We start from the raw sequence: 22,001 nt of genomic DNA on the forward strand, positions 1-22,001 counted from the left end.
CGAAGAAAAAGACTGTAAAGAAAGCTGCAAAGAAAAAGACTGCAAAAAGAAAACCAGCAAAGAGAAAAAAATAAGATAAAGCGCAAAGCTTTAACCCCCGCCAAGGCGGGGGTTTTAGTTTGCTTAAATACATGCTAATATATAGGACTAATATGTCATTTTTATCTAAAATAAATAATAGCATTTTTAATAAGGAAAGCCCTTTACTCAAAGAAGGCCGAAATCTTGTGCTTAAAATCAACGATATAGAAATTGATATCAGTACTCTGAAAGATGAAGATCTCCCTTTAAAAACAATTGAATTAAAAGACAGAATATCAAAAGGAGAAACGCTGGATGATATTTTACCTGATGCTTTTGCCCTAGTAAGAGAAGCGGCAAAAAGGACTCTTGGACAGAGGCATTATGATGTTCAGTTATTAGGCGGTATAGTGCTCCATAAAGGAGGAATTGCTGAGATGAAAACAGGAGAAGGTAAAACTCTTGTTGCCACTCTTCCTGCATATCTTAACGCACTCTCTGGAAAAGGAGTTCATGTTGTTACTGTTAATGATTATCTTTCAAGAAGAGATGCTGTATGGATGGGACAAGTTTATCATTATCTTGGTCTTTCTGTAGGATGCATAAATCACGAATCTTCTTTCTTATATGATCCAACTCATGAAAAAAATGACTTGGATAAAGAAAGAGACGAGAAAGGAAGTTACCAAGTTGTTCATGAGTTTTTGAAACCGTGTTCCAGGAGGAAGGCTTATTCAGCTGATATAACTTATGGCACTAATAATGAGTTTGGTTTTGATTATTTGAGAGACAACATTGTCTATAATGAAAGCGAGTTGTCTCAGAGAGATTTTCATTATGCGATTGTTGATGAGATTGACTCTATATTGATAGACGAAGCAAGGACGCCTCTCATCATCTCCGCCCCGTCGGCTGAGTCAGAGGATCTTTATAAGACATTTGCTAAGATTGCCGAGAAGATGAATAGAGAGGAAGATTATGAAGTTGATGAAAAGCTTCGCGCTATATCTTTGACAGAGGAGGGGATAGATAAAGCGGAAAAAATTCTTGGTATAGGAAATATCTATACCGAGAAAGGAATTAAATATGTGCACCACCTGGAGACCGCCGTTCGCGCCAAGGCGCTCTTTGAAAGGGATAAAGATTATGTGGTTAAAAATGACGAAGTGATAATAGTAGATGAATTTACGGGGAGGCTTCAGCCGGGCAGACGCTGGTCGGAGGGTCTTCATCAGGCTGTTGAAGCAAAAGAAGGAGTTTCTGTGCAAAGAGAAAGCCGGACTTTTGCAAGCGTTACTTTCCAAAATTATTTTAGGATGTATGAGAAGCTTTCCGGCATGACGGGAACCGCCATGACTTCAGCCGAAGAATTTCACAAAGTCTACAATTTGGATGTTGCTTCTATCCCTACGAACAAGCCTTTATTGAGAAAAGACAATGAGGATTTTATTTTTCAGACATCAGGGGGAAGGTTTAAGGCAGTGGCGGAGAAAGTGAAAGAGCTCCACGGCAAAGACCAGCCTGTGCTTGTGGGAACAGTCTCCATAGAGAGAAATGAATATCTTTCATTGCTGTTAAAGAAAGAGGGCGTGCCACACGAAGTTTTAAATGCAAAGAATCATGAAAAAGAAGGAGAGATCATAGCCCAAGCAGGAAAGCTTGGCAGAGTGACTATTGCCACCAATATGGCCGGCCGAGGAGTGGACGTTGTCTTAGGCGGCAATCCTCCTGATAAAGAGGAACAAGAAAAAGTGAAAGAACTTGGCGGTCTTTATGTGATAGGTACAGGGCGACATGAAGCAAGACGCATAGATAACCAGTTAAGAGGACGTTCCGGCAGGCAAGGCGACCCAGGAGAGACACGATTTTATGTGTCTCTTGAGGATGACTTAATGAGGGTCTTTGGTTCGGACCGTATTAAGTCTATGATGGGCAGGTTTGGCATCCCAGAAGACCAGCCTATTGAAAATAGATTAGTCACAAAATCTCTTGAAGCGGCTCAGACTAAAATAGAGGGAATGAATTTTGACTCTAGGAAACATATTTTAGAGTATGACGATGTTTTAAATAAACAGAGGAAAGCTATATATTCCAGGAGGAGGAATGCGCTCTTAGGAGATAGAGATTCTTTACTTGCTAATATAGAGGATGTTTATAAAAATTATGAGGAGTTATTTGATGTTGTTATTAAAAAAAGAGAAGAGATGGGCGACGAGTTATTTTTTAAAAACTTAAGAATGACTATGTTACAGAATATTGATATGCTTTGGCTTGAGCATTTGGAAGCGATGGATTATGTGCGTTCTTCTGTGAGACTTCGGGCTTTCGGTCAGAGAGATCCTTTGATTGAATACAAGAATGAAGGTTTACGACTTTTCCATGAGCTTGAAGAGACAATAGATTCTAATCTGATAAAACTTGTTCCTCATATGGGTGGGGGTGTCTTTATGGAAGAGAAGAAAAAACTTGAAGAAGTGCACAAAAGCGGCGCACTGATAGGTGGTAGCAATCCTCCCAAGGCGGATGCTCAAACTGGCAATTCCGCAAGAAGCGGAAGCCAGTTTGGCAAAGTCGGACGCAATGATCCCTGTCCGTGTGGTAGTGGAAAAAAATATAAAAAGTGTCATGGGTCATGAGGGAAGCCTAAAAAACCTTTAAAACCGGGAATTTAAGCCAAAAGCTCAAACCCGATGTCTTACGAGACATCGGGTTTTTGTATTACCAACAGAAAGTGTCACGGGAATTAACCAATAAAAATATGAGCACAAACATGAGAAATTCACACTTAGAAAAATCGAAGCGAAACCAGCAGATCAAGAAGTTGCTGGCCAGCGGAAGGACTCAGGCGGAAGTCGCCAGAGAGTTCAACATCACTGTCCAGCGACTCAACCAACTGGTGCAGAAGTGGGTCTGGCAAGGACTCCTCGAAAGGAATGAGGAAGGGTTTGCCATGCCCTCAAAGGTCGAACACCAGCAAAAGTTATCCACAACCAATAAAAAAATATGAACTACGACAAATACCAATTTGTCCTCGACTGGGATGATCTCCCCGAGGACTTCAAAGAAGAAAAGATAACCGAGTACATCGAAAAAGGCGGGAAGCGAGCATGCGAGGAATGTGACGGGACCGGCTCAACCTCGATACCGGCAAGCCAAGAGGCCGGCGAGATCAAGGACGAAGAAACCCAAACATGCAGTCACTGCGGCGGATCAGGCGAGGTCGATCCCGATCCAGAGGATCTTCACCAACGAGAAGAAGCCGAAGATTACATCAAAGCGCACTTCCCGATTTATTTCTAAAGGTCGAATTAATAAACCAATTAAAAATTACAACCATGACAAAAGCACAATTGAAAAAATCCATCGATAAGGAGATTCGAGCGATGAGAAGCAGAATCACCGACATCGTAAAAAACCGAATCGCCGATCAGATCATCGATGACCTCGGAGACGAAACCGGCGAACTGATGGGAAAGCTGACAGTGGATTTCGTAGACGATCCCAAACTTACCGATTACGCCTACGGAAAGATATACGATGCCCTGCTCGAGGAACTCATTAAGTACCTCAAGGGATCGAAATAAAGGTCGAACATTGAAAATCTAAAACCAACATCACTATGACAAACGAATGGCAAGAAAAACTCAAGAAGTTTCAAGAGGCCAGAAAAGCGAAATCCGAATGGTACGAAAAGACCGGCCGGGAAATCCTCGAAGAGCACCAGATAACGGCCTGCTACAAGTGCGACTGCCGAGGATGGGGACGGGAGACGAAACACAGCCGAGCCCACGCTCATACCAAGAAGCGAATCGTCTGCCTCGATGCTGTGCCAAAAGGATACAAGTCATTCTTCACCCTCCTGCACGAAATAGGACACATCGTAGCGGAGAAAGCGGACTACTCGAGCGGAGTGCCGAGATCGCTGGCCGAACACAACGCTACCGAGTGGGCATATAAGACGCTGAAAGAACATGGCCTGCCGATCAAACGGAAAGTCAAAGGAGAATACGACAGCTACATCAAAGAAAAAGTCGCGCGAGGTCTGAGGCGAGGATTAAAAGAAATCCCAAAAGAACTTCGAAAGCATTTCAAAAGTTAGCAACTGACTCTGCTCTCGATGAATCGAGATCAGAGATGAGGGGCTAAAAATAAAAGCAAAAGGTCGACCCTCAAGAATCAAGCACATTAATAACCTTATAACTGTTCCCGACCCGCTTCTGCCGAAGCGAGAAGGGATCTCCCGCCAAGCGGGACGAGTTGGAGCACAGCTATAAGAACTAACCCAGAACCTCTTCCCGAAAGGGAGCTCGGCGAAAGCCGAAGTTGGAGCAGAGGGAAAGGAACAAAACACAATCATGGAAATAACACTCAAGTCCCACCGGGACTACATGAGTCGGATGCTTGGAAGCATGAGCGTCCGAGATGCCGAAAGACATTCAGGGTTTATTACAGCCCTATATGCTACCGAGGCCTTCTTAGTCGAAAGGACTCGAAAGGAATTAATTAAAAACAAGACCGATCAGGCCCTGCTTAAAAAAGGCAAAAGCCCTGCTTTCGCAGAGCTCTCACCTATCTATGTCTTTAGCATAGCAAACCAGCCTGAAGCGGTCAATGCCTAACAACATGACGGAAAAAACAACAACCAGAAAAGAGATCGTCGTGCCGCAAGTCGCCCTTCCCCAAAAGCGGGGAAGGCGACCGGCACCGCGAACCGAAGCGGTGATGCCGGCCGTGTCGGAAGCTCAAGAAAATGTCTATGAGCTTATGGATCGCAAAGACGATCAGCAGATTCTTGCCGAACTGCAAGGGAGATTCTTGGACGAGTATGTCTACGAATTCCCGCAGGACGGAAAAACGGTCACCGGCCTCTCATGGATCGGGACCAAGGAAGCGAGCCGGGAATATGGAGGCATCCAGGTCCCGCTCGAAAAATTAAAGATCATTGCCGAGGACGACAAGAGCGTCACGGTGGCGGTCGAGTCGTTTGATGTCTACACCGGCACCTCGCGGATAGGCCTCAAGCGACAGCAAAAGCACCTCCGCCTCCGAGACGGAAGGGTGCTGGAGAACCCCTTCTACTTCGAGCAAGCGGTATCCAAGGCCCAGCGAAACGCCATCAACGCGGTGATCCCATACACCTTCGTCAAAGCGTGGATTCAGCTCAAGAGAAAAGGCGCGACGCCAAAACAGATGCAGGAAGCCGAACAGCAAATCCAGGAGATCAAAGAGCAATCCGTAGATCAGAAAAAGATTCAGATTGCCGCCCTGCTCAAAAAACTCGGACACTCTCCTCAGGGTCCGGCCGAGTATCAAAAGGTCGTAAAAGACATTACTAACATAAAACTTGAGCCCCAAAACTACGATGAGGTCATCTCGCGATTGCAGATCAGCGTAGCCGAGGCCAATGGAAACGGAAAACTATGAACGGACAAACACTAACCCACGAAGCCGCCTATCCGGCGGCAGTAAAGGAAAAAGAGAAGCGGCACTTCTCGGTCTCGCAACTGCTCACTTACCAGAAGTGTCCGCTCCACTACAAATTCCGCTACATCGACGGACTCAAGATTCCGCCAAGATCGGTAATGACGCTGGGAAGCTCGGTCCATGCCGCCCTCGAGCACAATTTTCGGCAGAAGATCGAAAGCCACAAGGATCTGAAAGTAAACGATGTGCTGGATGCTTTCTCCGACAGCTTTGACTTGGCAAAACAAGAGACGCTCTGGAATAAGGATGAGAACCCATCAATGGTCAAAGACGAGGGCGTGAATCTGGTGTGCGCCTACCACACCGGCAAAGACCGCCAAGGCGAACCATTCATCTACCGAGAGCTCAATCCCAAGACGAGGAAGTACGAAAAGAAACCCGTCAAAGCGCTGTCGCCGACCATTCAACCGCTCATGGTCGAAGAACCCTTCGAGGTGAACTTCGACAATGTGGACTACAAATTTATCGGCCGAATGGACTTGGTGGATGACAAGATGAGAATCCGAGACACCAAGACGAGCGCGAGAACTCCGACTCAAGATCAGGTGGACACTGACCTTCAGATGACCGCCTACAGCATGGGATTCCGGGTAAAGACCGGGAAGATCGAGAAGGGACTCGTGATGGATTACATCGTCAAAAACGGCGTGCCGAAAGTGGTCAGCGTCGCCACCAAGAGAACCGAAGAGGATATTCAGCGACTCTTGAATCTTATGGCGAGAATTGCCCATGCCATAGATTGCGGAGTGTTCTACTGCAGTTGCAACCCGATATTCTGCAACCCGAATAATTGCGGATATTGGGATTTAGGGAACGGCAGAGGTTGCAGATACGGAATCGGGTAATCGGCAACTGACAGCCGGCCCTACGGATCATCGTAGTTGCGTGATCCAGAAGTAGGACCGGCTGATGAGAGGCCGGGAAGAAGTCCGAGTGCGGACTTCTTCTTCGGGGGGAAGAAACTATATGACATATACAAAAACAACAACTGAATACAGACAACCGACCAGCGCCGAGCAGTACCGCTTTTTGTGCGGCATTTTGCTTCCGCAAATTCAAGCCGTTTTTGGTTGTGATCGAAAAACCGCGCATAAACGCATGAGAGACAGGCTCATCGAGTGGGGCTACATCAAACGATCCCGATCCGAGCTCGCCTATCATCAGACCATAGAGATCACGCAAAGGTTCAAAAATTATTTAGCAAAACAAAAAACATGACTGATTTAGAAAAAGCAAAAATTTTATATGAGTGCCAATTTTGGATGGGTGGTAACGGTCACTTTTATTTGAGCCCCGAAGATGTGGCTGAAGTTTTGCGACTTATGCGAACAAAGAAAAACCCCGAAGCCCTAAAGGTCGCATTGCGGGATTTTTACGATAACCACCCGAAAGCAAAAGCGGTCGATCGGGGGTTAGAAGAAAATTATTTGGAATACTAACTTTTATGAAAAACGGATGGGTATCAATTTGGCGTAAACTGCAACATCACTGGATATGGGATGACAGGCCCTTCAGCCGGGCCCAGGCGTGGATTGACTTGATCATGCGAGCTACGCACAAGAGCGATAAAACAGTGCTGTTTTTGAATAGGAACTTCACTCTTACCCGAGGAGAGCTCGTCACCTCGTTGCGCTTTTTAGCCAAAGAATGGGGATGGTCAAAAAACAAAGTGAGCAAGTTTTTGGATGCGCTTGCGGCCGACAAAATGATTGAAAAAAGGGACACCGCGCGGGACAGCCAATTCACTCGGATTTTGATAGCGAATTACGGGAGATTTCAACCGCAGAAAAACGAGGAGAGGGACAGCAAAAGGGACACGCGAGGGACACGAAAGGGACAGCAAAAGGACAGGAACAATAATGATAACAATGTTGACAATGGTAACAAAAAAGATAAGCGCACGAAGGAAGCGGAATACGATACTCTTTTTGAGATTTTCTGGAAAGAGTATCCAAACCATAAATCCAGAAAAAGAGCCCTGCAATCTTGGCATAAGTTGAAGCCAACTCCTGAACTGACGCAAGTCGTTGTCAATGCGGTGCGGAAAGCGAGAGAAAGCCCGCAGTGGAAAAAAGATAACGGTCAGTTTATACCCCATCCCTCAACCTACTTGAACCAAGAGCGATGGAACGATGAGTTGGAATCACCAAAAACAAAGGTCGGAAAATACGATCACTTAATAACCAAAGATTAAACATGGAAAAAATTGAAACAACCATAAAAGAAAATCAGCCGGCCCCGCCGCCGACTGCCTGCAGGCGATGCGGGAGTTTGACTGCGCCGAAGTTTATCACGCTTCTCGGCTGGCGCCAGCAGGATCATTGCGATTCTTGCAGTGTGATTATTGCCGAAGAAAGAGAGAGGCGGGAAACGGAAACCCATAAAAAGATGACCATAGAAACCTATCTTGAACGATCCGGCATCGTTCGTGGAATTTTGGCGCGAATGACCTTTGAAACATTCGATAACTCACATAAGGGCAAAGCGTATGAAATCGTCAAAGAATACGCCGAAGGATTCGGCCGGGAGACGACAAGCGGCCTCATGCTTTATGGAAAAGCTGGCTCGGGCAAAACACATCTCGCGGTTGCAATAACCCGGCACATCATCGAGCAAAAACAGATTCAAGTCAGGTTTGCCCGCGTTGTCGATTTGCTGGCAGAGATCAGAAAAACCTTTAACGAGAACGAGCAGTATCGCACTGAAAACGAATCGGACTTGATAAGCCGATACACCTCCGCGCCTCTGCTTGTCATTGACGATTTGGGCGCGGAAAAGACCACTGACTGGGTCCGCCAGATTCTGTATCAAATCATTGACGAGCGATGGATAGAGCAGAAGCCGATCATTGTTACCTCGAACCTCAACCTTGAAGAACTGGAAGCGAGGTTTGAGGAAAGGATAGCTTCCCGAGTCGCCGGCATGTGCCGGCTGGTCGAGTCCCGGGATTACGATTACCGAATCAAGAAATCAACACCATGACTTTAATCACAGGAACGGAAAAACAAATCGAAGAAGGCGCGCGCGATTACTGGACGATAGAAGCGATGACGAAATACGGCGGATCGTTTGTGAAAGCTCTTGCCGAAGCGGCAAGACACGCTGACAGGCAAAACCTTGTGAAGATAAAAGCGACATGGATCGAATACTGGACGGAGTACGAAAAGACGGGACGCGAGATGGAAGAAAAACACGAGCAAGGAAAAATATAAAAGGTCGAAGTAAAAAATTAATTTCAACAAAATTATGTCAAGAAAAATAGGAGCGTTATGGATCAAGAAATCGCAGGACGGGAGAAATTACTTGTCCGGCGTGATCCAGGACTTAAGCGGAGACATCAACATTGCTGTCTTCAAGAACGATAAAAAAGAAGCGGACAAACAGCCCGATTATAATATCGTGTTGTCGGAAAGATCGAAGCCGGCCCCTCAGGTCGAAGGAGCCCCGGGTCCAGACGATATCCCGTTCTAATGCCAGAATTGAGCGGATTTGCCAAAAACCTTGCCACTTGTTTGCCCCTGTGTGCGATTCTTTGGCAAAAGCCGACCCGTACCACCTGATAAAGAAAAAGGCGAAAGGGGCGAAAAATTAATCAACTAATTACAAAACGAATTATGGAATCACAAGACAAAGCAGTATTGGAGACAATACTCAAAGCAATAGTAAGTCAGCCCGAAAAAGTATTGGTGAATCGCACGACGGATGAGATGGGCGTGTTGCTCACAGTTAAGCTCGGTGAGGGCGATGCCGGCGTTGTTATCGGTAAGCAAGGCCAGAGCATCAACGCGATCCGAAGCGTCATCAACATCGTAGGTCGAAAAAACCAAGCGAAAGTAAATGTGAAGCTCGATGTGCCAGAGGTGCGCCGAGGGACAGCGAGACCAGAATCCCATCTATGAAAAATAAAAAAGTCGAAAAACGAATATCGCAATTTGTGTCTGTTGAGAAATGCCGGCCGAATGCTTGGAATCCAAGAGGCATGAACAAAAAAGAGTTTGAGGCACTGAAGCTCTCAATCAGTGAGCACGGGCAGACCCAGCCGATTCAAGTCCGGCCGATTAAAGACGGATACGAAATCATTGGCGGTTACCACCGCTGGCTGGCCATGAAAGAACTGAAACTTTTGGAAGTGGAAGTAAACATCACGCCGATGAATGATGATGAATCAAAAATCTTCAGCTTGCAGGATAACATTCACGGTAATGATGACTTGCTTCGTCTTGGAAAACTTGTCTACGAACTGACCGAGAAAGGATTCTCGATTAAAAAGATTGCTCAAGTGTATGGCACGGAAGAAGATGCCTTGAAAGACGCGCTCAAGGTCGCCCAAGAAGATATTTCAAAGAAGTTGCAGAAGCTCAAAGAGGAAATGACCAAAGAAAACTTTGTCGAGCTGTCTTTTATCGTTGACGAGAAACCAAAAGATCAACTCAAAACATTCGTGAAAGAGGTCACAAAGTTCGCCGAAACCAAGGGTGCGGAAGTTGAGTCGGTGAAAGAAAAAATCAATCCGAAAAAGGTCACGATTGCGCTGATTACCTTTAGCGTCACCGGCCCGCAGGCCAAAGTAATAAACCGAGCCATAGAAAAGCTGATAAAGGCCGAAAAGGTGTCGAAATCAAGGGCACTGGAATTGATATGCGCGGACTTTATGGCCGGCAACTAAGGACACTTAAGGACACTTAAGGACACTTTTATGCCTATCCCATTAAAACTCGAAAAGTATCACAAAAGAGCTATGGAACTCCGCTACAGTGGCCGATATTCTTATGTCGAGATAGCTGAAAAACTCCAGGATGAATTCGGCAAAAAACCGAAAAAAGTGTCCTTCAATGAAGATACGCTAAAAAATTGGTTCAGAACCGAAGGAGAATTATACGAGGTGTATCGGGAATATGAAAAAGAGCAGGACGAATTGAACAAAGAAGCATTCGACATTATCAAGAAAGCCGGCCTAAGAGTTCGAGCCGAAAACTTTCGAATAGCCAATGAAATGCTCGTTGCCCTTTTAGGAAGCGACAATGATGCAGTGAAGCTCGGCGCCATTAAAGAATTATTTGACCGCACCGAGGGCAAGCCAACGCAGAAAACCCAGCTGGAGATAGTAAAAACTCTTGAAGATTATGCCAAAGAATACTACGAAAGAAAAAACAGGTAGTGATTTATATGCCGAATGGGTTGAGATTCCCCGAAGTTTTATCGAGAGCGCTCTTCAAATCAAAACGGAAGATCAACGGCGAATTCTTTTCGAGTTCAATAATGTTCAAAACATGCTGTATCAGAAGATTGATGCGATCCGACAGCAGAAAAAACCAGTCCGCATTATTATCTTGAAGGCCCGGCAAGAAGGCGTGTCAACTTTTACGGAAGGAATGATTTTTCAAGACACCTCTCTGAAGCCGAATGTAAATTCGTTGATTGTCGCGCATGAACCAGAATCCACTGAAGCAATATTCGAAATGTCGAAACTCTTCTACGACATGATGCCTAAATTAATCCGGCCACTAAAGCGGTATGACAACAAAAAGCAATTGGTATTTGATAATCCAGATGAAAAAGCGCGAGTCGAGAAACCGGGTTTGCGATCCAGAATAGTTATTGCTACGGCCGGCAAGGTAAAAATTGGACGCGGCTTGACCATCCATAATTTCCACGGCTCCGAAGTCGCATTTTGGAAAGACGGAAAAGAACTGATGCTCTCAGTGATGCAGGCAATACCCGATCTCCCGAATACAATGGTCATTCTCGAATCAACTGCAAATGGGTTCGGTGGCGACGGAGAATATTTCTACAACATGGTGCAGGATGCCCGATCCGGCAAGAATGATTTTGAGCTCATTTTCTTGCCGTGGCATTTGATGCCGAAGTATTCGATACCATTCTCCAGCGAAGAAGAAAAAACAAAGTTTACTGAGACACTGGATGTTTACGAAAAAGAAATCCAGAAAAGCTTCAATCTGAAGCTCAAACAATTAAACTGGCGGCGTTGGGCGATCAAAAACAAATGTGGTGGTGATACCGATAAGTTCAAACAAGAATACCCGATCACTATCGAGGAAGCGTTCGTCGCCTCGGCAAGCACGGTAATTCCCAAACAGCACATTGAGGCCCAGCGGAAATTTATCAGAGAACCGATTGATAAGCTGGACGGCGATGTCTTGATTTACGGGCATGTGAAAAATAATCACTATTACAGCTTGGGTGGCGATCCGTCCGAGGGCGCGGGTCGGGACGACTCCGCATTTACGGTAATAGACAAGATGACCGGCCGGGAAGTGGCGCACTACGCCAACAACCGAATACCGCCTGACTTATTTGCCAAAAAAATGGTGAAAACAGCCGAATATTTCCAGAACGCGATTATAGTGCCAGAAATAAACGGACACGGAATTGCGGTGCTGAATGAACTGCAAAAGCTGGAATATCCGAATATCTTCCGTCAAAGATACTATGACCATACCAGTAAGCAGTGGACTCGCAGGTTGGGCTGGAAAACTACGAAGATAACGAAACCGTTGATGGTGGACGAATTCAAAGAGGGTCTGCGAGAAGAGGAAATTGGGATGTCGTCTGCCGCGACTGTAGGTCAAATGCTTACTTTCGTTCACACCAACGAAGCCGGCCATCATGGCATGGGAGCTGAAACCGGCCAGAAAGATGATCGCCTTATTTCGGCCATGCTCGCATGGCAAGGATTAAAAGACCTTCCATCGGAATTTATATATGACTAATATGCAGTGTAAAAAATGCCAAGAAAAATATCCGAATAAACTCCATCAGGGAATTTGCAAGTTTTGCTGGTCAAAGATCGGCAAGAAATCAAAACGCAAAGGCGCGAGAAACGAGCGAGAGGGCGGCGCAAAGTTTTATGAAAAGGAGTTTGGGATTACGGTCCGAAGGACACCGCGATCCGGCGGGTTTGGATCGTTTATGCCCGGCGACATTATGGCCAGAGGAGAAACCATCCTCAATGATTTTTATATTGAAATGAAAAACTGTGAGCAGTGGAAACTTTTGGAGTGGTACAAGAAAGCGAGAGAAGAGTCCCTTGACTTGGGACTTTCAAAAATACCGATTATTGATGTGACGCGCAATTTGGAAGAACATTTTATATTCATACGCCGAGATCATTTTGTAAAAATAATGAGAGAACTGGAAGGATATAGAAAAAGCGATTCGCAGAGGTCGACGGATCGCCAAAATTAATAACTAAAGAATAATCATATGGACGAAGAAAAAAAATTGAACGAGGATCAAGCTTCTGGCGAGGAAGGACAGGCAGAGGACACAGGTGACAAGGCCAAAGAAGATGCCGACACCGATTCATCCGAGGCCAGCCAAGAAGGAAGCCGGGAGTAATTGATTTTTCACGAGGCGGAAAGCCTCGGCTATCCGTCTCAATGAGGAATTAAAATTATGCGAGAAACTATCAGCCACTGCCCATATTGCACTAAGGTTTTATTCAAAGATGCATCGTTCAAAGGCGAGGCGGATTTTGAGACGAACTGCCATCACTGCGGCAAGCCAATTATGGTTGAGGTGAAAAGAGAAATCTCCATTATAGTCAAGCCGATCATTAAGGTGGCCATAAAAAGAGGCCCGAAAGACCCATGTGGAAAACCTTGTTGATGCACAAAGATATGCTATAATAAAAATACAACTGAATAGTCCTTGCTCTGCGGGGCAAGCGTGAATCGTATATTCCGAGTCTGCGGGCTCGCAAATGTTGCCAAGCGAAAGCACAACTCTGGCACCATTTGCGGGCCCGTTTTTTATTTGTAGGCCCTTATCTCTGGCTCTCTTAAAGGTCGAAGCGCATCCATCGACCTCCACCTGAAAGGGTGTAAAAAGGAGCGTTGAGAGGGCCAGAAATAAGGGCTTAACAACCCAAAACAATTATGTCGTGGACAAAATTTGAATCATTGCCGAATTACTTCGGCGGAAAAAGAAAACTGGTGCAGGACATCTTCAAGCACATTAAGAAAAAAGATGGCGTGTTTATAGATGCATTTCTCGGCGGCGGCTCGGTGAGTTTATGGGCGAAAGCCAAAGGATACAAAGTCGTTTGCAACGACATTGCCGAGCGATCCGTTATTGTCGGCAAAGCTCTTATTGAAAACTCGCGGCATCAAATCACCGATGAGGACCTAGCCCGCCTTTTTATAGAAACCAAACACAAAAGTTTTATTGAGCAAAACTATGTCCCAAAAGTATTCGTCAAACAAATCGCCGAATTTTTGGACAACGCCTTCGTGATGGTTCGGGACAACTTTATTCCAGGAAGCACCAAGCAATATCTGATGTACCATCTTCTCATTAAATTTATTGGAAGCACCCGGCAGTTCGGAAAATTCACACATACGAGAGACACCATCGACCTCTCAAACGAAAGCTATGATTGGCCGCTTCGTTCGAAATCCCACGCGCCAAAAAACATCCGCATGATCGAGCACCCGCTGATTGGACTCTTGCATCTCAAGAATGTAATCAATCGCGGCATTTTTGATAACCATCAAGAAAACGAAGTTCACAAAGGAGATGTGTTTGATTTTTTGAAAAGAGCAAGCGGCGATGTGGTCTATTTTGACCCGCCCTATCCAGAATCAAGCGCATACGAAAATGAATACTATGTCCTTGATTGCATCTTGGCCGAAAAGAAAATCACGAAAGAAGTGAGCGTGTTTTCAAAGGCCGATGCTAAAATATTTCTCGAAAAAATGTTTGAGTGTTCACGGCATATTCCACAATGGATCATTTCGCTTGGCCAAACCAATCCCGATACTGGCATAAAACCAGATGAGCTTTTGAAGGTGGTGCGAAAATTCAGAAAAGCAGAGGTCGAAATGCTTGATCACAAATGGAGTGTGTCCAATGCCGGCGGCCGACCCCAAAGCGACAACATAGAGTACATCGTCTACACCCTATGAAATTTTTATTGAGAAAAGTTAAAGAATTTATCAATTGGATTCGCGGGCTCTTCAAAGAATCGTCCGGCATTGCCATTTACGAGGTGCTCGCAATAACCCCGGGCAGAAACCGAGTATGGGTCAACTCAAGCGTTGGCGTGATTAAAAAACCAAACGGCTCGATCCCGTCAAAACTCCTCGATGAGTTTGGCGGATACAACCGGGAACGCTATATGCGATTTATTTCACAAAAATTATGGCCTCAATCGACCAACTAAAAAAATACTACGAGGAATACGATGACGCGAAAAAACACTTCTTGTATTACTACAAGCCCGAATTTGATCGCGCCTACAAGCAATTTGCCCAGTACACCGGCGACAGAGCCAAAGAGCTTGAACGGACAACCGAGGGAGATGTTTGGCAATCGAACGCCTACTGGGGCCAAGTATTCGCCTACATCAAAATCTTCCTGCAAAAGACCATCGGCATGGCTCCCGATTTCAAGCTCGAGGGCAAAAACTCCGAACCCTTAAAACAAGTCATTGACTGGTTGTGGGAGGTCGGCATGTCAGATGACTTGATCGACCACTTCCTGCAGACATTTATCTGCGGCACGAGCTTAGGCAAAGACATTTTGAAAAAAGAGGTGAGAAAAAGACGCAAAAAAGAAGTCGTCATGATCGAAGAGGAACCGCCGACGGGGCTCTTTGGAGAAATGGTCGGCAAGCTCAAATCTTTCTACAAAAAACTCACCACGAAATCCGAGGTTGCCAGCATCACTTTCCGTCCCGATTTTGAACCAGTGGATATGTATAATTGCTATCCGCATCCGAGGATGAAGAAGCTCTCGGACAAACTTCCACTTTTTCAACGCTATGTGCTGACGCTCGATGAAATGAAAGAGCAATATCCAAATGTTCCAAAAACTTTTTGGAATCAATTCAGTGACAAATCCGGCAATGTGGTTTTGCAGGGCGGAGACATTACCGACTACGCATGGGTGAGAAAAGAAGTGCTGACCGAAGCGCGGCAAAACATTAGAGACACTAAAGCGTCAACTCCGTTCGGAGGCGGCGACACCGGCATACCGTCCGATCAGCCGCAGATGAAAGAAAAGCTATTCGAGGTGGTTGAGCGATGGGTTGACGACCACTTGGTCGTGTTTCTGCCAATGTCAGGGGTGCCAAAAGAGATCAAGGACATCGACAATCCCTATGACCATAACGAAAAACCATACAAGAGAATCGTCTTCTTCCCGAGGCCGTTCCAGTTTTACGGATTTGGCATTGTGAAGCTCGTGGAAAAACTTCAGGACTTACTGAACTCGGTCGTAAACCAGCGCGTGGATTCGGTCACTTTGAAAATGCACAGCATGATAGCCGCCGCGCCAGTGTCCCTAACAGGACGCAGAAAAGGCATAAATATCCGGCCACTCGGTATTTTATGGACAAACGATCCGAACTCCATACGAGAGCTGAAATTTGGAGATGTGAATCCGTCCGCCTATCTTGAGCCAGACAAGATCAAGGAGATGATGCGGGTGATTATCGGCATAGATGACTACTCGACGCTCAAAGGAACTGACCGCAAAGAAACCGCCACCGTCGCATCGTTCATGCGCGAAGCAACTCTTGAAGGAGTGAAGCTATTTCTCATCATGATGCGAAATGCCTACACCGGCCACTTTGACCATTGGATTTCGATGATTAAGCAGTTCTGGACTAGGCGAAGCGTTGTGCCGAAAAAAGCCCTTGCCATTATCGATGACTTTGCCGACACGGACTTCACTCCGCTCGAGGAGAGCTGGATCGGAGAGAACGGAGAGCATCTGCTTTTCAATGATGAATACGAACTCTCCATCGAGGCCTCGTCTACGCTTGCCACTTCAACCGAACTCAAAAAAGCGAAGGATTTGGAACTTTGGGAATTAGTCAAAGATGCCGGCGACATGATTGACGAGGAGTCCGGCCAAATTTACAGCATCAAGAAATTCAAGATTTTAATGAAAGTCATTGATGACTACGGCTGGGAAGCGGAAAACTATGTCGTGCCAAGACAGATTCCGCAAGAGGTCGTTGATAACCAAGCAATACCGCCCGCGGCTCCGCCCGCAGGGTCACCGCCGGCAGAGGTCCCGGCGCCCCGAGCCCCGTCCTTAGCTGGACGGCGAGCAGGAGGAGAATTGGCGGCGGCATTAAGACAATAAATTTATGGCTCACACTGACGAATTAAAAAAAGTAAAAGGAACGAAAATGCCGGCGGTTGAAAAACCGTCCGAGCCGAAGCGCGAATTGCCTCGCGTGACTTTTACCGCCGATGATGTTCCAGAAATCAAGGATTGGAAAATTGGTGGCAAATATTATCTCGAACTTGAAGTTGAGCAGGTTGCGGCGGAAAAAGACCGCTACGGATACGAGGGCGAAAAAGAAAGGCCGCTCACTGCGACATTTAAGGTAATGGCGGTGAAAGCTCTGAACCACGAGTCCAAAAAAGAAAACTCCGATGGTGAGAAGAAGAAAAAAGAGATCGAGTTCGGCAATTACAAAAATCCGAATCGCATTGGCTAAATCTATGAACGAACACAATTACACACTCAATAAAGAAAGCGAGCAGGATTTGGTGAATCTGTATGAGACGAAATATTTTCGCGCCTTGCAGGCATTGGTGGACGAGGAATTGGACGGCACTAAAACCTGCATGCTCAATAAGAATTTGAGCGCGGACGATTTGCGATTTTATCAAGGCCGCGCCGAGGGACTAGCGGTCGTTCTTATAAGAATCAAGGCCTTATACGAAGAGGCAATGAGAGAACCTAAAAATCAATAATATGCCATACGGACTTCCCAAAAAATTGAATACTTCCGCCAACGATGCCAAGGTCGAGCGTTGCGTTGAGGAGAATATGGCGAAAGGAATGGAAAAAGAACTCGCCATCCGTATTTGCAAAGCATCAATCATGGGCACAACTAAAAGGTCGAAGAAAAAATAGGTTTTCCGCGAGAGGTTCAACTCGGCGCTTTATGAGAATCGAGTTGAGCCTCTTAGCGAGGTTCTGCGGACGCCTCCCTTCTGAGGTCAAAAGGAAGGAAGAAGCAATCCGTGTAAATTAATCAAATCCTATGACGAAAGAAACCAAAGCGGACGCCATCCCGAAAGACGACAAAGAAACCTTTGACGATCTTGTCGGGAAGGACCAATCCGCAAAAGAATCTTCGGACACTCCCAAAGAGGGAGAACAATCCGATAAAAAACCAGACGCCGCGGGTGAAAAACCCGAGGAGAAATCTGGCGAAACTCCCGGCGAAGAGGGAGAAAGTCCTGAAGGCGAAACGCCCAAAAAAGGCGGGGAACCCGAAGGCGAAAAACTCTTCTGGGACAAGTTTAAGAGTGAGTCCGACGCCAAGAAATCTTATGGCGAAGCCCAGGGAAAAATTATCGAGCAGGGCAAGGAGTTGAACGAACTCAAAACCCACGCCAAAGAAAATGAAGATTTTCTGGCGACGCTCGATAAAGCTCTGCTCAAAAATCCCGAACTTGCCGAACAGCTGAAGTCGGTCATTGCCGGCGAAGCCAAAGGCGAGGAAGAGGACGAAGAGCCAGAAGAGGGCGCTCAAGATAAGGATCTCGACGCGAAAATCGAGCGAAAGCTCGAGGAGCGTGAGAACCGGGTCAAAATCAAGCGCGAGCGGGACGCATGGATCGAAAAGCATCCAGAATTTAAAAAGCCCGAAATCGGACATAAGGTTCTGGACTTGCTTGAAGAAGAGGGTTTGCCTTTCACCGCTAAAACTTTGGATATCGCATACAACTATGTGACCAAAGAAAGCCAAGTGAAAAAGGCAAAGGATGAGACAGCCAAAGAAACCGCGAAGCGCGAAGAGGCGGCCGCTCTCGAGCGAGAAGAGGCGTCAGCCGTTGGCGGCGGATCACCGCAAGCCAAAGGCAAAGTCCCCCAAGATGCGAATCCATTCGATGATCTTGTGGGTGATTCAGTAAATCCAAACATAGTGCGGACATAACTCGGCGGAGATTGAGGTCTTCTTACCGGGAGAATCCGCAAACAGCTAAACGCATATGGCAGAACCAACACACATACAGGGAACGAGAGACACTCTCATTATTGAGCAATCTCGGCGCATCCCCGATGTAGATGACAGAATCTACATTCTTGAACCGAACGAATCTCCATTGACCGCTTTTCTTACGCAAGTGGGAAAGATCGGCGACGGAGGCGGGAAGTTCAGAGGAACCGCGCTTCAAAAGAGAGGCATTCATAATCCAGAGTTTACCGAATACGAAGATCAGTACTCCGGCGTCTGGGCGCAGATTAACAACGCCGCCGGCTATACTTCCGGCGCCACCGCTCTTGTTGTTGATAATCCGGGAGCCGCAATCTTCACCAAGTACGACCTCGTGAAAGTAGTCCGAACGGGCGAAATCATGCGAGTCACTTCGGTGAACTACTCCACGAACACCTTGACGGTAACTCGTGGGGCGGGCGCGACTGCGGCCGCGGCAATTCTCGACAACGATTGGCTTCTCGTTATCGGTCCGGCGTTCGAAGAAGGTTCGAAGTCCGGCGATTCCAACACGACTAAGCTCGTGAAGGTCACGAACTATACCCAAATCTTCAAAACGAAATTTGGCGTGACTCTTACCGCCGACGCTTCGAAACTCTATCCGGCCGAAGTCGCCAAAGACCTTAAGTACTTGAGAGCCAAATACGGAATTGAGCACGCCAAGAAAATTGAGCGGGCTTACTGGTTTGGCGAGAAGAAAGAGGTTGTCGGTCCAGACAACAAGCCGCTTCGCTTGACCGGCGGAATCTTGGAAGCGATCAACTCCGCGGGCAATGTCCAGGACGAAGCGTCCTCGGGCTTGACCGAATCGGAGTTCCGAAACTTCCTGCGCGATTACGCCTTCAAGTTCGGCTCGTCCGAGAAGTACTTCTTCTGCGGCAACATTGTTCTGGGTTATTTGGAGAGTTTCTCTGCGAATAACTTGAGGACAGTTCCCGGCGAGAAAACCTACGGCGTGGAAGTGCGCAAGTGGATCTCCTCGTTCGGCGCGTTGAATATCGTTCGGCATCCAATGTTTGATAATCAGTACTCCGGCATGGGCGTGGTGCTTGACCTCGGAACGGTTAAGCATTGCCCGCTTGCCAACCGCGACACGGCATTGGAAACGAGCATTCAGGAAAACGACGCTGACGAGCAGGTGGATCAGTACAAATCCGAAGTCGGTCTTCAGAGAACGAACTTCGAGAAAAACGCGCTTCTCAAAGGAGTCGTCTAAACGGAAGCGTGATCCCGGCTTTCTTACTCAACGGGATATCAGGCGTTGCCCTGACCATCTGATGCTGATTTGTTTCGGCGTCAGTGGTTAGGGTGACGCGTTGAGAGGTCGCAACGAACGATCACTTAAAAGTCAAAGCCATGCCAACACCGAAATACAGCGAAAAAGAGCTTTTGAATCTCATCCTTGATGAGGTCAATCAAGCGATTAAACAGCGGAGAGTAAATCCGATTCTTACTTCGGAATTGCTCGCATCGGGCGCGCGGACAGTGTCGGGCGAAGGATCTTCCATTGATCTCGGAAATACCAGAGAACTTATTGTGACTCTGGATGTATCCGCGGCCAGCGGAACATCGCCGACGCTCGATGTAAAACTTCAGCATTCTCCCGACGGATCAATGTGGTCTGACTTGGGCACCGCGTTTGCCCAAAAAACAGGCGTAAGTCGAGAGGTCAAGGTGTTCACCCAATATCACCGCTATGTGAAAGCGGTTTACACCATCGCGGGCACATCGCCGAGCTTTACCTTTTCGGTCGAGGCGACGGCGAAAGAATAAATTAACCACAAAAATTCCCATGACATTATTTAATTCACGCATCAAAACTTTGCGAATCGTCTTGACGCCATCGCGGCCGATTTACGAGCAGGGCGTCCGGCTCGGCGATACGCAGGGAAAGTATGTCCAATTTGAGAACGGGCGTTTTCAAACGGACGACAATGAAACTATCGAGAAATTGCAAAAACTCCCCAACTTCGGAGTTGATTTCTGGAAAGTTTCCGATGAGCCGGCAAAGCCGCAAGAACCGCAGGCAAACCAAGAAAGCGATCTTGGATCGCTGACTAAGCAGGAGCTTATCGAGCTTGCGAAGTCAAAAAACATAGAGGTCGATGAAGGCCTAACCAAGGTAGAAATTATCGCGCGTCTCAAGACGCAATAAATCCTATGGATTACAAAATCGTAAAAATCGAAAAAACAAACGACGGCATTGAAGTAGAGGTGCAGTTCCTCGAGGACGAGGAAGTCGTTGATTCCAGAAAATACCTCTACAACGCATCGCTCGAGCAGGATGAGTTGGAATCAGCAGTGAGAAAAGACGCGGAAGGAGTAATCGCCGATTATGAACTCCGCGCTGAAAATGCAGAAAGAGATCGGCGAGAAAAAGAGGTCGACACGAAAGTCGAGGGATTAAAAGAATCCTTTGACTTGGAATAGAGGTCAAATAAATTAATTAAATCAATACCATGACTAATCTTGAAAAAAAGGGAACATTCCGTCTCAAACAGAATATTGAATATGTTCTGCGGGACAAAAACGGCAAAGTAAAACAGCTTTGGAACGAGAACGCGCTTGCCCGATTCTTCAGAGAAGAACTCGGCATCAGTTTGCCTCGCATCCCGTTGCTCTTCGGTTTCTGGGGCCTGACTCTTAACATTCACAACCTCGTTGTGAATGCAGGCATGGCCGGCGTTGCTTCCCGAATCAACGGAGCTGGCGGCGAAGCGGCATTCACCTTCATTGCTATCGGCACTGGAGTTGTTGCACCGGCGGCTGGCGATACCACGCTTGGCACAGAAATCACCACCGGCGGCGGCGCTCGAGCGGCGGCAACTGCATCCCGAGTCACGACAGATGTGACGAACGATACGGCCCAGCTCGTGCTGACATTCAACTTCACCGCTTCTTTTGCGGTGACCGAATCCGGCGCGCTCAACGCGGCCGCGGCAGGCGTCCTGCTTGCTCGCCAGACCTTCAGCGCGATCAATGTCGCCAACGGCGACAGCTTGCAGGTCACTTGGAAGTTCGATGTCGATTAATAGTGAAGTTTGAGGTCAACTTCAGAAATCAAAGCCCGATGAAAAAGTTTGAAAATTGGGCTTTCTCATCGTTGGTTTATTGTCCCTGAATGCCGATAAAAGCGTTCAAAATTTGGTATAGCGACAAAACCTTTGATTCCGCGCAAGCAACGGCAAAGGATATTTTTGGCGCGTGGAAAGAAGCCCCAGACCAGGATATCCAAGTGGTCGTATTTTACTTTGACGAAAACGACGGACTGGGGCGTCCCGCAAGAAGATATATGCGCGGTCAGGATTTTTACGCAATGGATGGCGAGGAGAATCTTTCTGAGAGTTTTGACGATATTACGAAAATTAAGGGCGAAGTGAAATATGGGAAGTACACCACTGATGAAAACATTTCCAAAATTGAAGTTGAGTCTCTCGGCGATTATGGCGAGGGTTGGCTGTGGTCGAAGCCAGTGACACACATTCAAGGCATAAAAACCGACATTTGA

Annotated in this window: 34 protein-coding genes; all 34 read left to right on the plus strand. The window is 46.8% G+C overall.

Features of this window, described 5'->3' with window-relative positions; all coding sequences use genetic code 11:
• The first annotated feature begins 152 nt into the window (after positions 1-152).
• The 34 genes from secA (at position 153) to NUV40_01580 (ending at position 22,001) form a co-directional block, all read left to right on the plus strand.
• A complete protein-coding gene (secA, locus tag NUV40_01415; protein MCR4342545.1) occupies positions 153-2,657 on the plus strand; it encodes a preprotein translocase subunit SecA in 2,505 nt (834 codons plus the stop codon).
• A 122-nt stretch (positions 2,658-2,779) separates the two neighbouring features.
• Positions 2,780-3,028 (plus strand): hypothetical protein, encoded by a 249-nt coding sequence (locus tag NUV40_01420; protein MCR4342546.1) that lies wholly within the window; start codon positions 2,780-2,782, stop codon positions 3,026-3,028.
• Positions 3,025-3,321: a hypothetical protein gene (locus NUV40_01425; protein MCR4342547.1), complete on the plus strand. Its 297-nt coding sequence runs from the start codon at positions 3,025-3,027 to the stop codon at positions 3,319-3,321. The genes NUV40_01420 and NUV40_01425 overlap by 4 nt, the downstream gene beginning before the upstream one ends.
• Positions 3,322-3,356: 35 nt before the next feature.
• Positions 3,357-3,605 (plus strand): hypothetical protein, encoded by a 249-nt coding sequence (locus tag NUV40_01430; protein ID MCR4342548.1) that lies wholly within the window; start codon positions 3,357-3,359, stop codon positions 3,603-3,605.
• A gap of 35 nt (positions 3,606-3,640) precedes the next feature.
• Entirely contained in the window at positions 3,641-4,120 is a 480-nt protein-coding gene (locus NUV40_01435; GenBank protein ID MCR4342549.1) for a hypothetical protein, read from the plus strand.
• Positions 4,121-4,376: 256 nt separating this feature from the next.
• Complete coding sequence (locus NUV40_01440) at positions 4,377-4,640, plus strand: hypothetical protein (protein ID MCR4342550.1); 264 nt, start codon at positions 4,377-4,379, stop codon at positions 4,638-4,640.
• 4 nt (positions 4,641-4,644) lie between these two features.
• Complete coding sequence (locus tag NUV40_01445) at positions 4,645-5,445, plus strand: hypothetical protein (protein MCR4342551.1); 801 nt, start codon at positions 4,645-4,647, stop codon at positions 5,443-5,445.
• Complete coding sequence (locus NUV40_01450) at positions 5,442-6,350, plus strand: PD-(D/E)XK nuclease family protein (GenBank protein MCR4342552.1); 909 nt, start codon at positions 5,442-5,444, stop codon at positions 6,348-6,350. The genes NUV40_01445 and NUV40_01450 overlap by 4 nt, the downstream gene beginning before the upstream one ends.
• A gap of 121 nt (positions 6,351-6,471) precedes the next feature.
• Positions 6,472-6,723, plus strand: a complete 252-nt coding sequence (locus NUV40_01455; protein ID MCR4342553.1) for a hypothetical protein — start codon at positions 6,472-6,474, stop codon at positions 6,721-6,723.
• A complete protein-coding gene (locus NUV40_01460; protein MCR4342554.1) occupies positions 6,720-6,944 on the plus strand; it encodes a hypothetical protein in 225 nt (74 codons plus the stop codon). The genes NUV40_01455 and NUV40_01460 overlap by 4 nt, the downstream gene beginning before the upstream one ends.
• A gap of 5 nt (positions 6,945-6,949) precedes the next feature.
• On the plus strand, positions 6,950-7,699 hold the full coding sequence (locus NUV40_01465) for a hypothetical protein (GenBank protein MCR4342555.1): 750 nt from the start codon (positions 6,950-6,952) through the stop codon (positions 7,697-7,699).
• Between the two features lie 2 nt (positions 7,700-7,701).
• Complete coding sequence (locus NUV40_01470; GenBank protein ID MCR4342556.1) at positions 7,702-8,487, plus strand: ATP-binding protein; 786 nt, start codon at positions 7,702-7,704, stop codon at positions 8,485-8,487.
• Positions 8,484-8,717 (plus strand): hypothetical protein, encoded by a 234-nt coding sequence (locus NUV40_01475; GenBank protein ID MCR4342557.1) that lies wholly within the window; start codon positions 8,484-8,486, stop codon positions 8,715-8,717. The genes NUV40_01470 and NUV40_01475 overlap by 4 nt, the downstream gene beginning before the upstream one ends.
• 34 nt (positions 8,718-8,751) lie before the next feature.
• Positions 8,752-8,976, plus strand: coding sequence for a DUF736 domain-containing protein (locus NUV40_01480; protein ID MCR4342558.1), 225 nt, complete (start codon positions 8,752-8,754; stop codon positions 8,974-8,976).
• Positions 8,977-9,119: 143 nt separating this feature from the next.
• Positions 9,120-9,404, plus strand: a complete 285-nt coding sequence (locus NUV40_01485) for a KH domain-containing protein (protein ID MCR4342559.1) — start codon at positions 9,120-9,122, stop codon at positions 9,402-9,404.
• Positions 9,401-10,171 (plus strand): ParB N-terminal domain-containing protein, encoded by a 771-nt coding sequence (locus tag NUV40_01490; protein ID MCR4342560.1) that lies wholly within the window; start codon positions 9,401-9,403, stop codon positions 10,169-10,171. The genes NUV40_01485 and NUV40_01490 overlap by 4 nt, the downstream gene beginning before the upstream one ends.
• A gap of 30 nt (positions 10,172-10,201) precedes the next feature.
• Entirely contained in the window at positions 10,202-10,663 is a 462-nt protein-coding gene (locus NUV40_01495) for a hypothetical protein (protein MCR4342561.1), read from the plus strand.
• Positions 10,629-12,236 carry a hypothetical protein gene (locus NUV40_01500; GenBank protein ID MCR4342562.1) on the plus strand — a complete coding sequence of 536 codons (1,608 nt, stop codon included), beginning with the start codon at positions 10,629-10,631 and terminating at the stop codon, positions 12,234-12,236. Before NUV40_01495 ends, NUV40_01500 begins: the two co-directional genes overlap by 35 nt.
• A 1-nt stretch (position 12,237) precedes the next feature.
• Positions 12,238-12,711, plus strand: coding sequence for a hypothetical protein (locus tag NUV40_01505; protein ID MCR4342563.1), 474 nt, complete (start codon positions 12,238-12,240; stop codon positions 12,709-12,711).
• Positions 12,712-12,729: 18 nt separating this feature from the next.
• Positions 12,730-12,864 carry a hypothetical protein gene (locus NUV40_01510; GenBank protein ID MCR4342564.1) on the plus strand — a complete coding sequence of 45 codons (135 nt, stop codon included), beginning with the start codon at positions 12,730-12,732 and terminating at the stop codon, positions 12,862-12,864.
• Between the two features lie 57 nt (positions 12,865-12,921).
• Positions 12,922-13,134: a hypothetical protein gene (locus NUV40_01515; protein ID MCR4342565.1), complete on the plus strand. Its 213-nt coding sequence runs from the start codon at positions 12,922-12,924 to the stop codon at positions 13,132-13,134.
• Between the two features lie 269 nt (positions 13,135-13,403).
• A complete protein-coding gene (locus NUV40_01520) occupies positions 13,404-14,432 on the plus strand; it encodes a DNA adenine methylase (protein MCR4342566.1) in 1,029 nt (342 codons plus the stop codon).
• Positions 14,429-14,689, plus strand: coding sequence for a hypothetical protein (locus NUV40_01525; GenBank protein ID MCR4342567.1), 261 nt, complete (start codon positions 14,429-14,431; stop codon positions 14,687-14,689). Before NUV40_01520 ends, NUV40_01525 begins: the two co-directional genes overlap by 4 nt.
• Positions 14,668-16,620 carry a hypothetical protein gene (locus NUV40_01530; protein ID MCR4342568.1) on the plus strand — a complete coding sequence of 651 codons (1,953 nt, stop codon included), beginning with the start codon at positions 14,668-14,670 and terminating at the stop codon, positions 16,618-16,620. The genes NUV40_01525 and NUV40_01530 overlap by 22 nt, the downstream gene beginning before the upstream one ends.
• A 46-nt stretch (positions 16,621-16,666) precedes the next feature.
• Entirely contained in the window at positions 16,667-16,981 is a 315-nt protein-coding gene (locus NUV40_01535; GenBank protein ID MCR4342569.1) for a hypothetical protein, read from the plus strand.
• 4 nt (positions 16,982-16,985) lie between these two features.
• Positions 16,986-17,240 (plus strand): hypothetical protein, encoded by a 255-nt coding sequence (locus NUV40_01540; protein MCR4342570.1) that lies wholly within the window; start codon positions 16,986-16,988, stop codon positions 17,238-17,240.
• Position 17,241: 1 nt separating this feature from the next.
• Positions 17,242-17,403 carry a hypothetical protein gene (locus NUV40_01545; GenBank protein ID MCR4342571.1) on the plus strand — a complete coding sequence of 54 codons (162 nt, stop codon included), beginning with the start codon at positions 17,242-17,244 and terminating at the stop codon, positions 17,401-17,403.
• Between the two features lie 130 nt (positions 17,404-17,533).
• Positions 17,534-18,433, plus strand: a complete 900-nt coding sequence (locus NUV40_01550) for a hypothetical protein (protein ID MCR4342572.1) — start codon at positions 17,534-17,536, stop codon at positions 18,431-18,433.
• 55 nt (positions 18,434-18,488) lie between these two features.
• Positions 18,489-19,709 carry a DUF5309 domain-containing protein gene (locus NUV40_01555; protein MCR4342573.1) on the plus strand — a complete coding sequence of 407 codons (1,221 nt, stop codon included), beginning with the start codon at positions 18,489-18,491 and terminating at the stop codon, positions 19,707-19,709.
• A 140-nt stretch (positions 19,710-19,849) separates the two neighbouring features.
• Complete coding sequence (locus tag NUV40_01560) at positions 19,850-20,266, plus strand: hypothetical protein (protein MCR4342574.1); 417 nt, start codon at positions 19,850-19,852, stop codon at positions 20,264-20,266.
• A gap of 19 nt (positions 20,267-20,285) precedes the next feature.
• Positions 20,286-20,648 (plus strand): hypothetical protein, encoded by a 363-nt coding sequence (locus tag NUV40_01565; protein ID MCR4342575.1) that lies wholly within the window; start codon positions 20,286-20,288, stop codon positions 20,646-20,648.
• A gap of 5 nt (positions 20,649-20,653) precedes the next feature.
• Entirely contained in the window at positions 20,654-20,923 is a 270-nt protein-coding gene (locus tag NUV40_01570) for a hypothetical protein (protein ID MCR4342576.1), read from the plus strand.
• Positions 20,924-20,952: 29 nt separating this feature from the next.
• Positions 20,953-21,525 (plus strand): hypothetical protein, encoded by a 573-nt coding sequence (locus NUV40_01575; protein ID MCR4342577.1) that lies wholly within the window; start codon positions 20,953-20,955, stop codon positions 21,523-21,525.
• 89 nt (positions 21,526-21,614) lie between these two features.
• Positions 21,615-22,001 carry a hypothetical protein gene (locus NUV40_01580; GenBank protein ID MCR4342578.1) on the plus strand — a complete coding sequence of 129 codons (387 nt, stop codon included), beginning with the start codon at positions 21,615-21,617 and terminating at the stop codon, positions 21,999-22,001.

The sequence above is a fragment of the Patescibacteria group bacterium genome, assembly GCA_024654625.1.
GTDB lineage: Bacteria > Patescibacteriota > Minisyncoccia.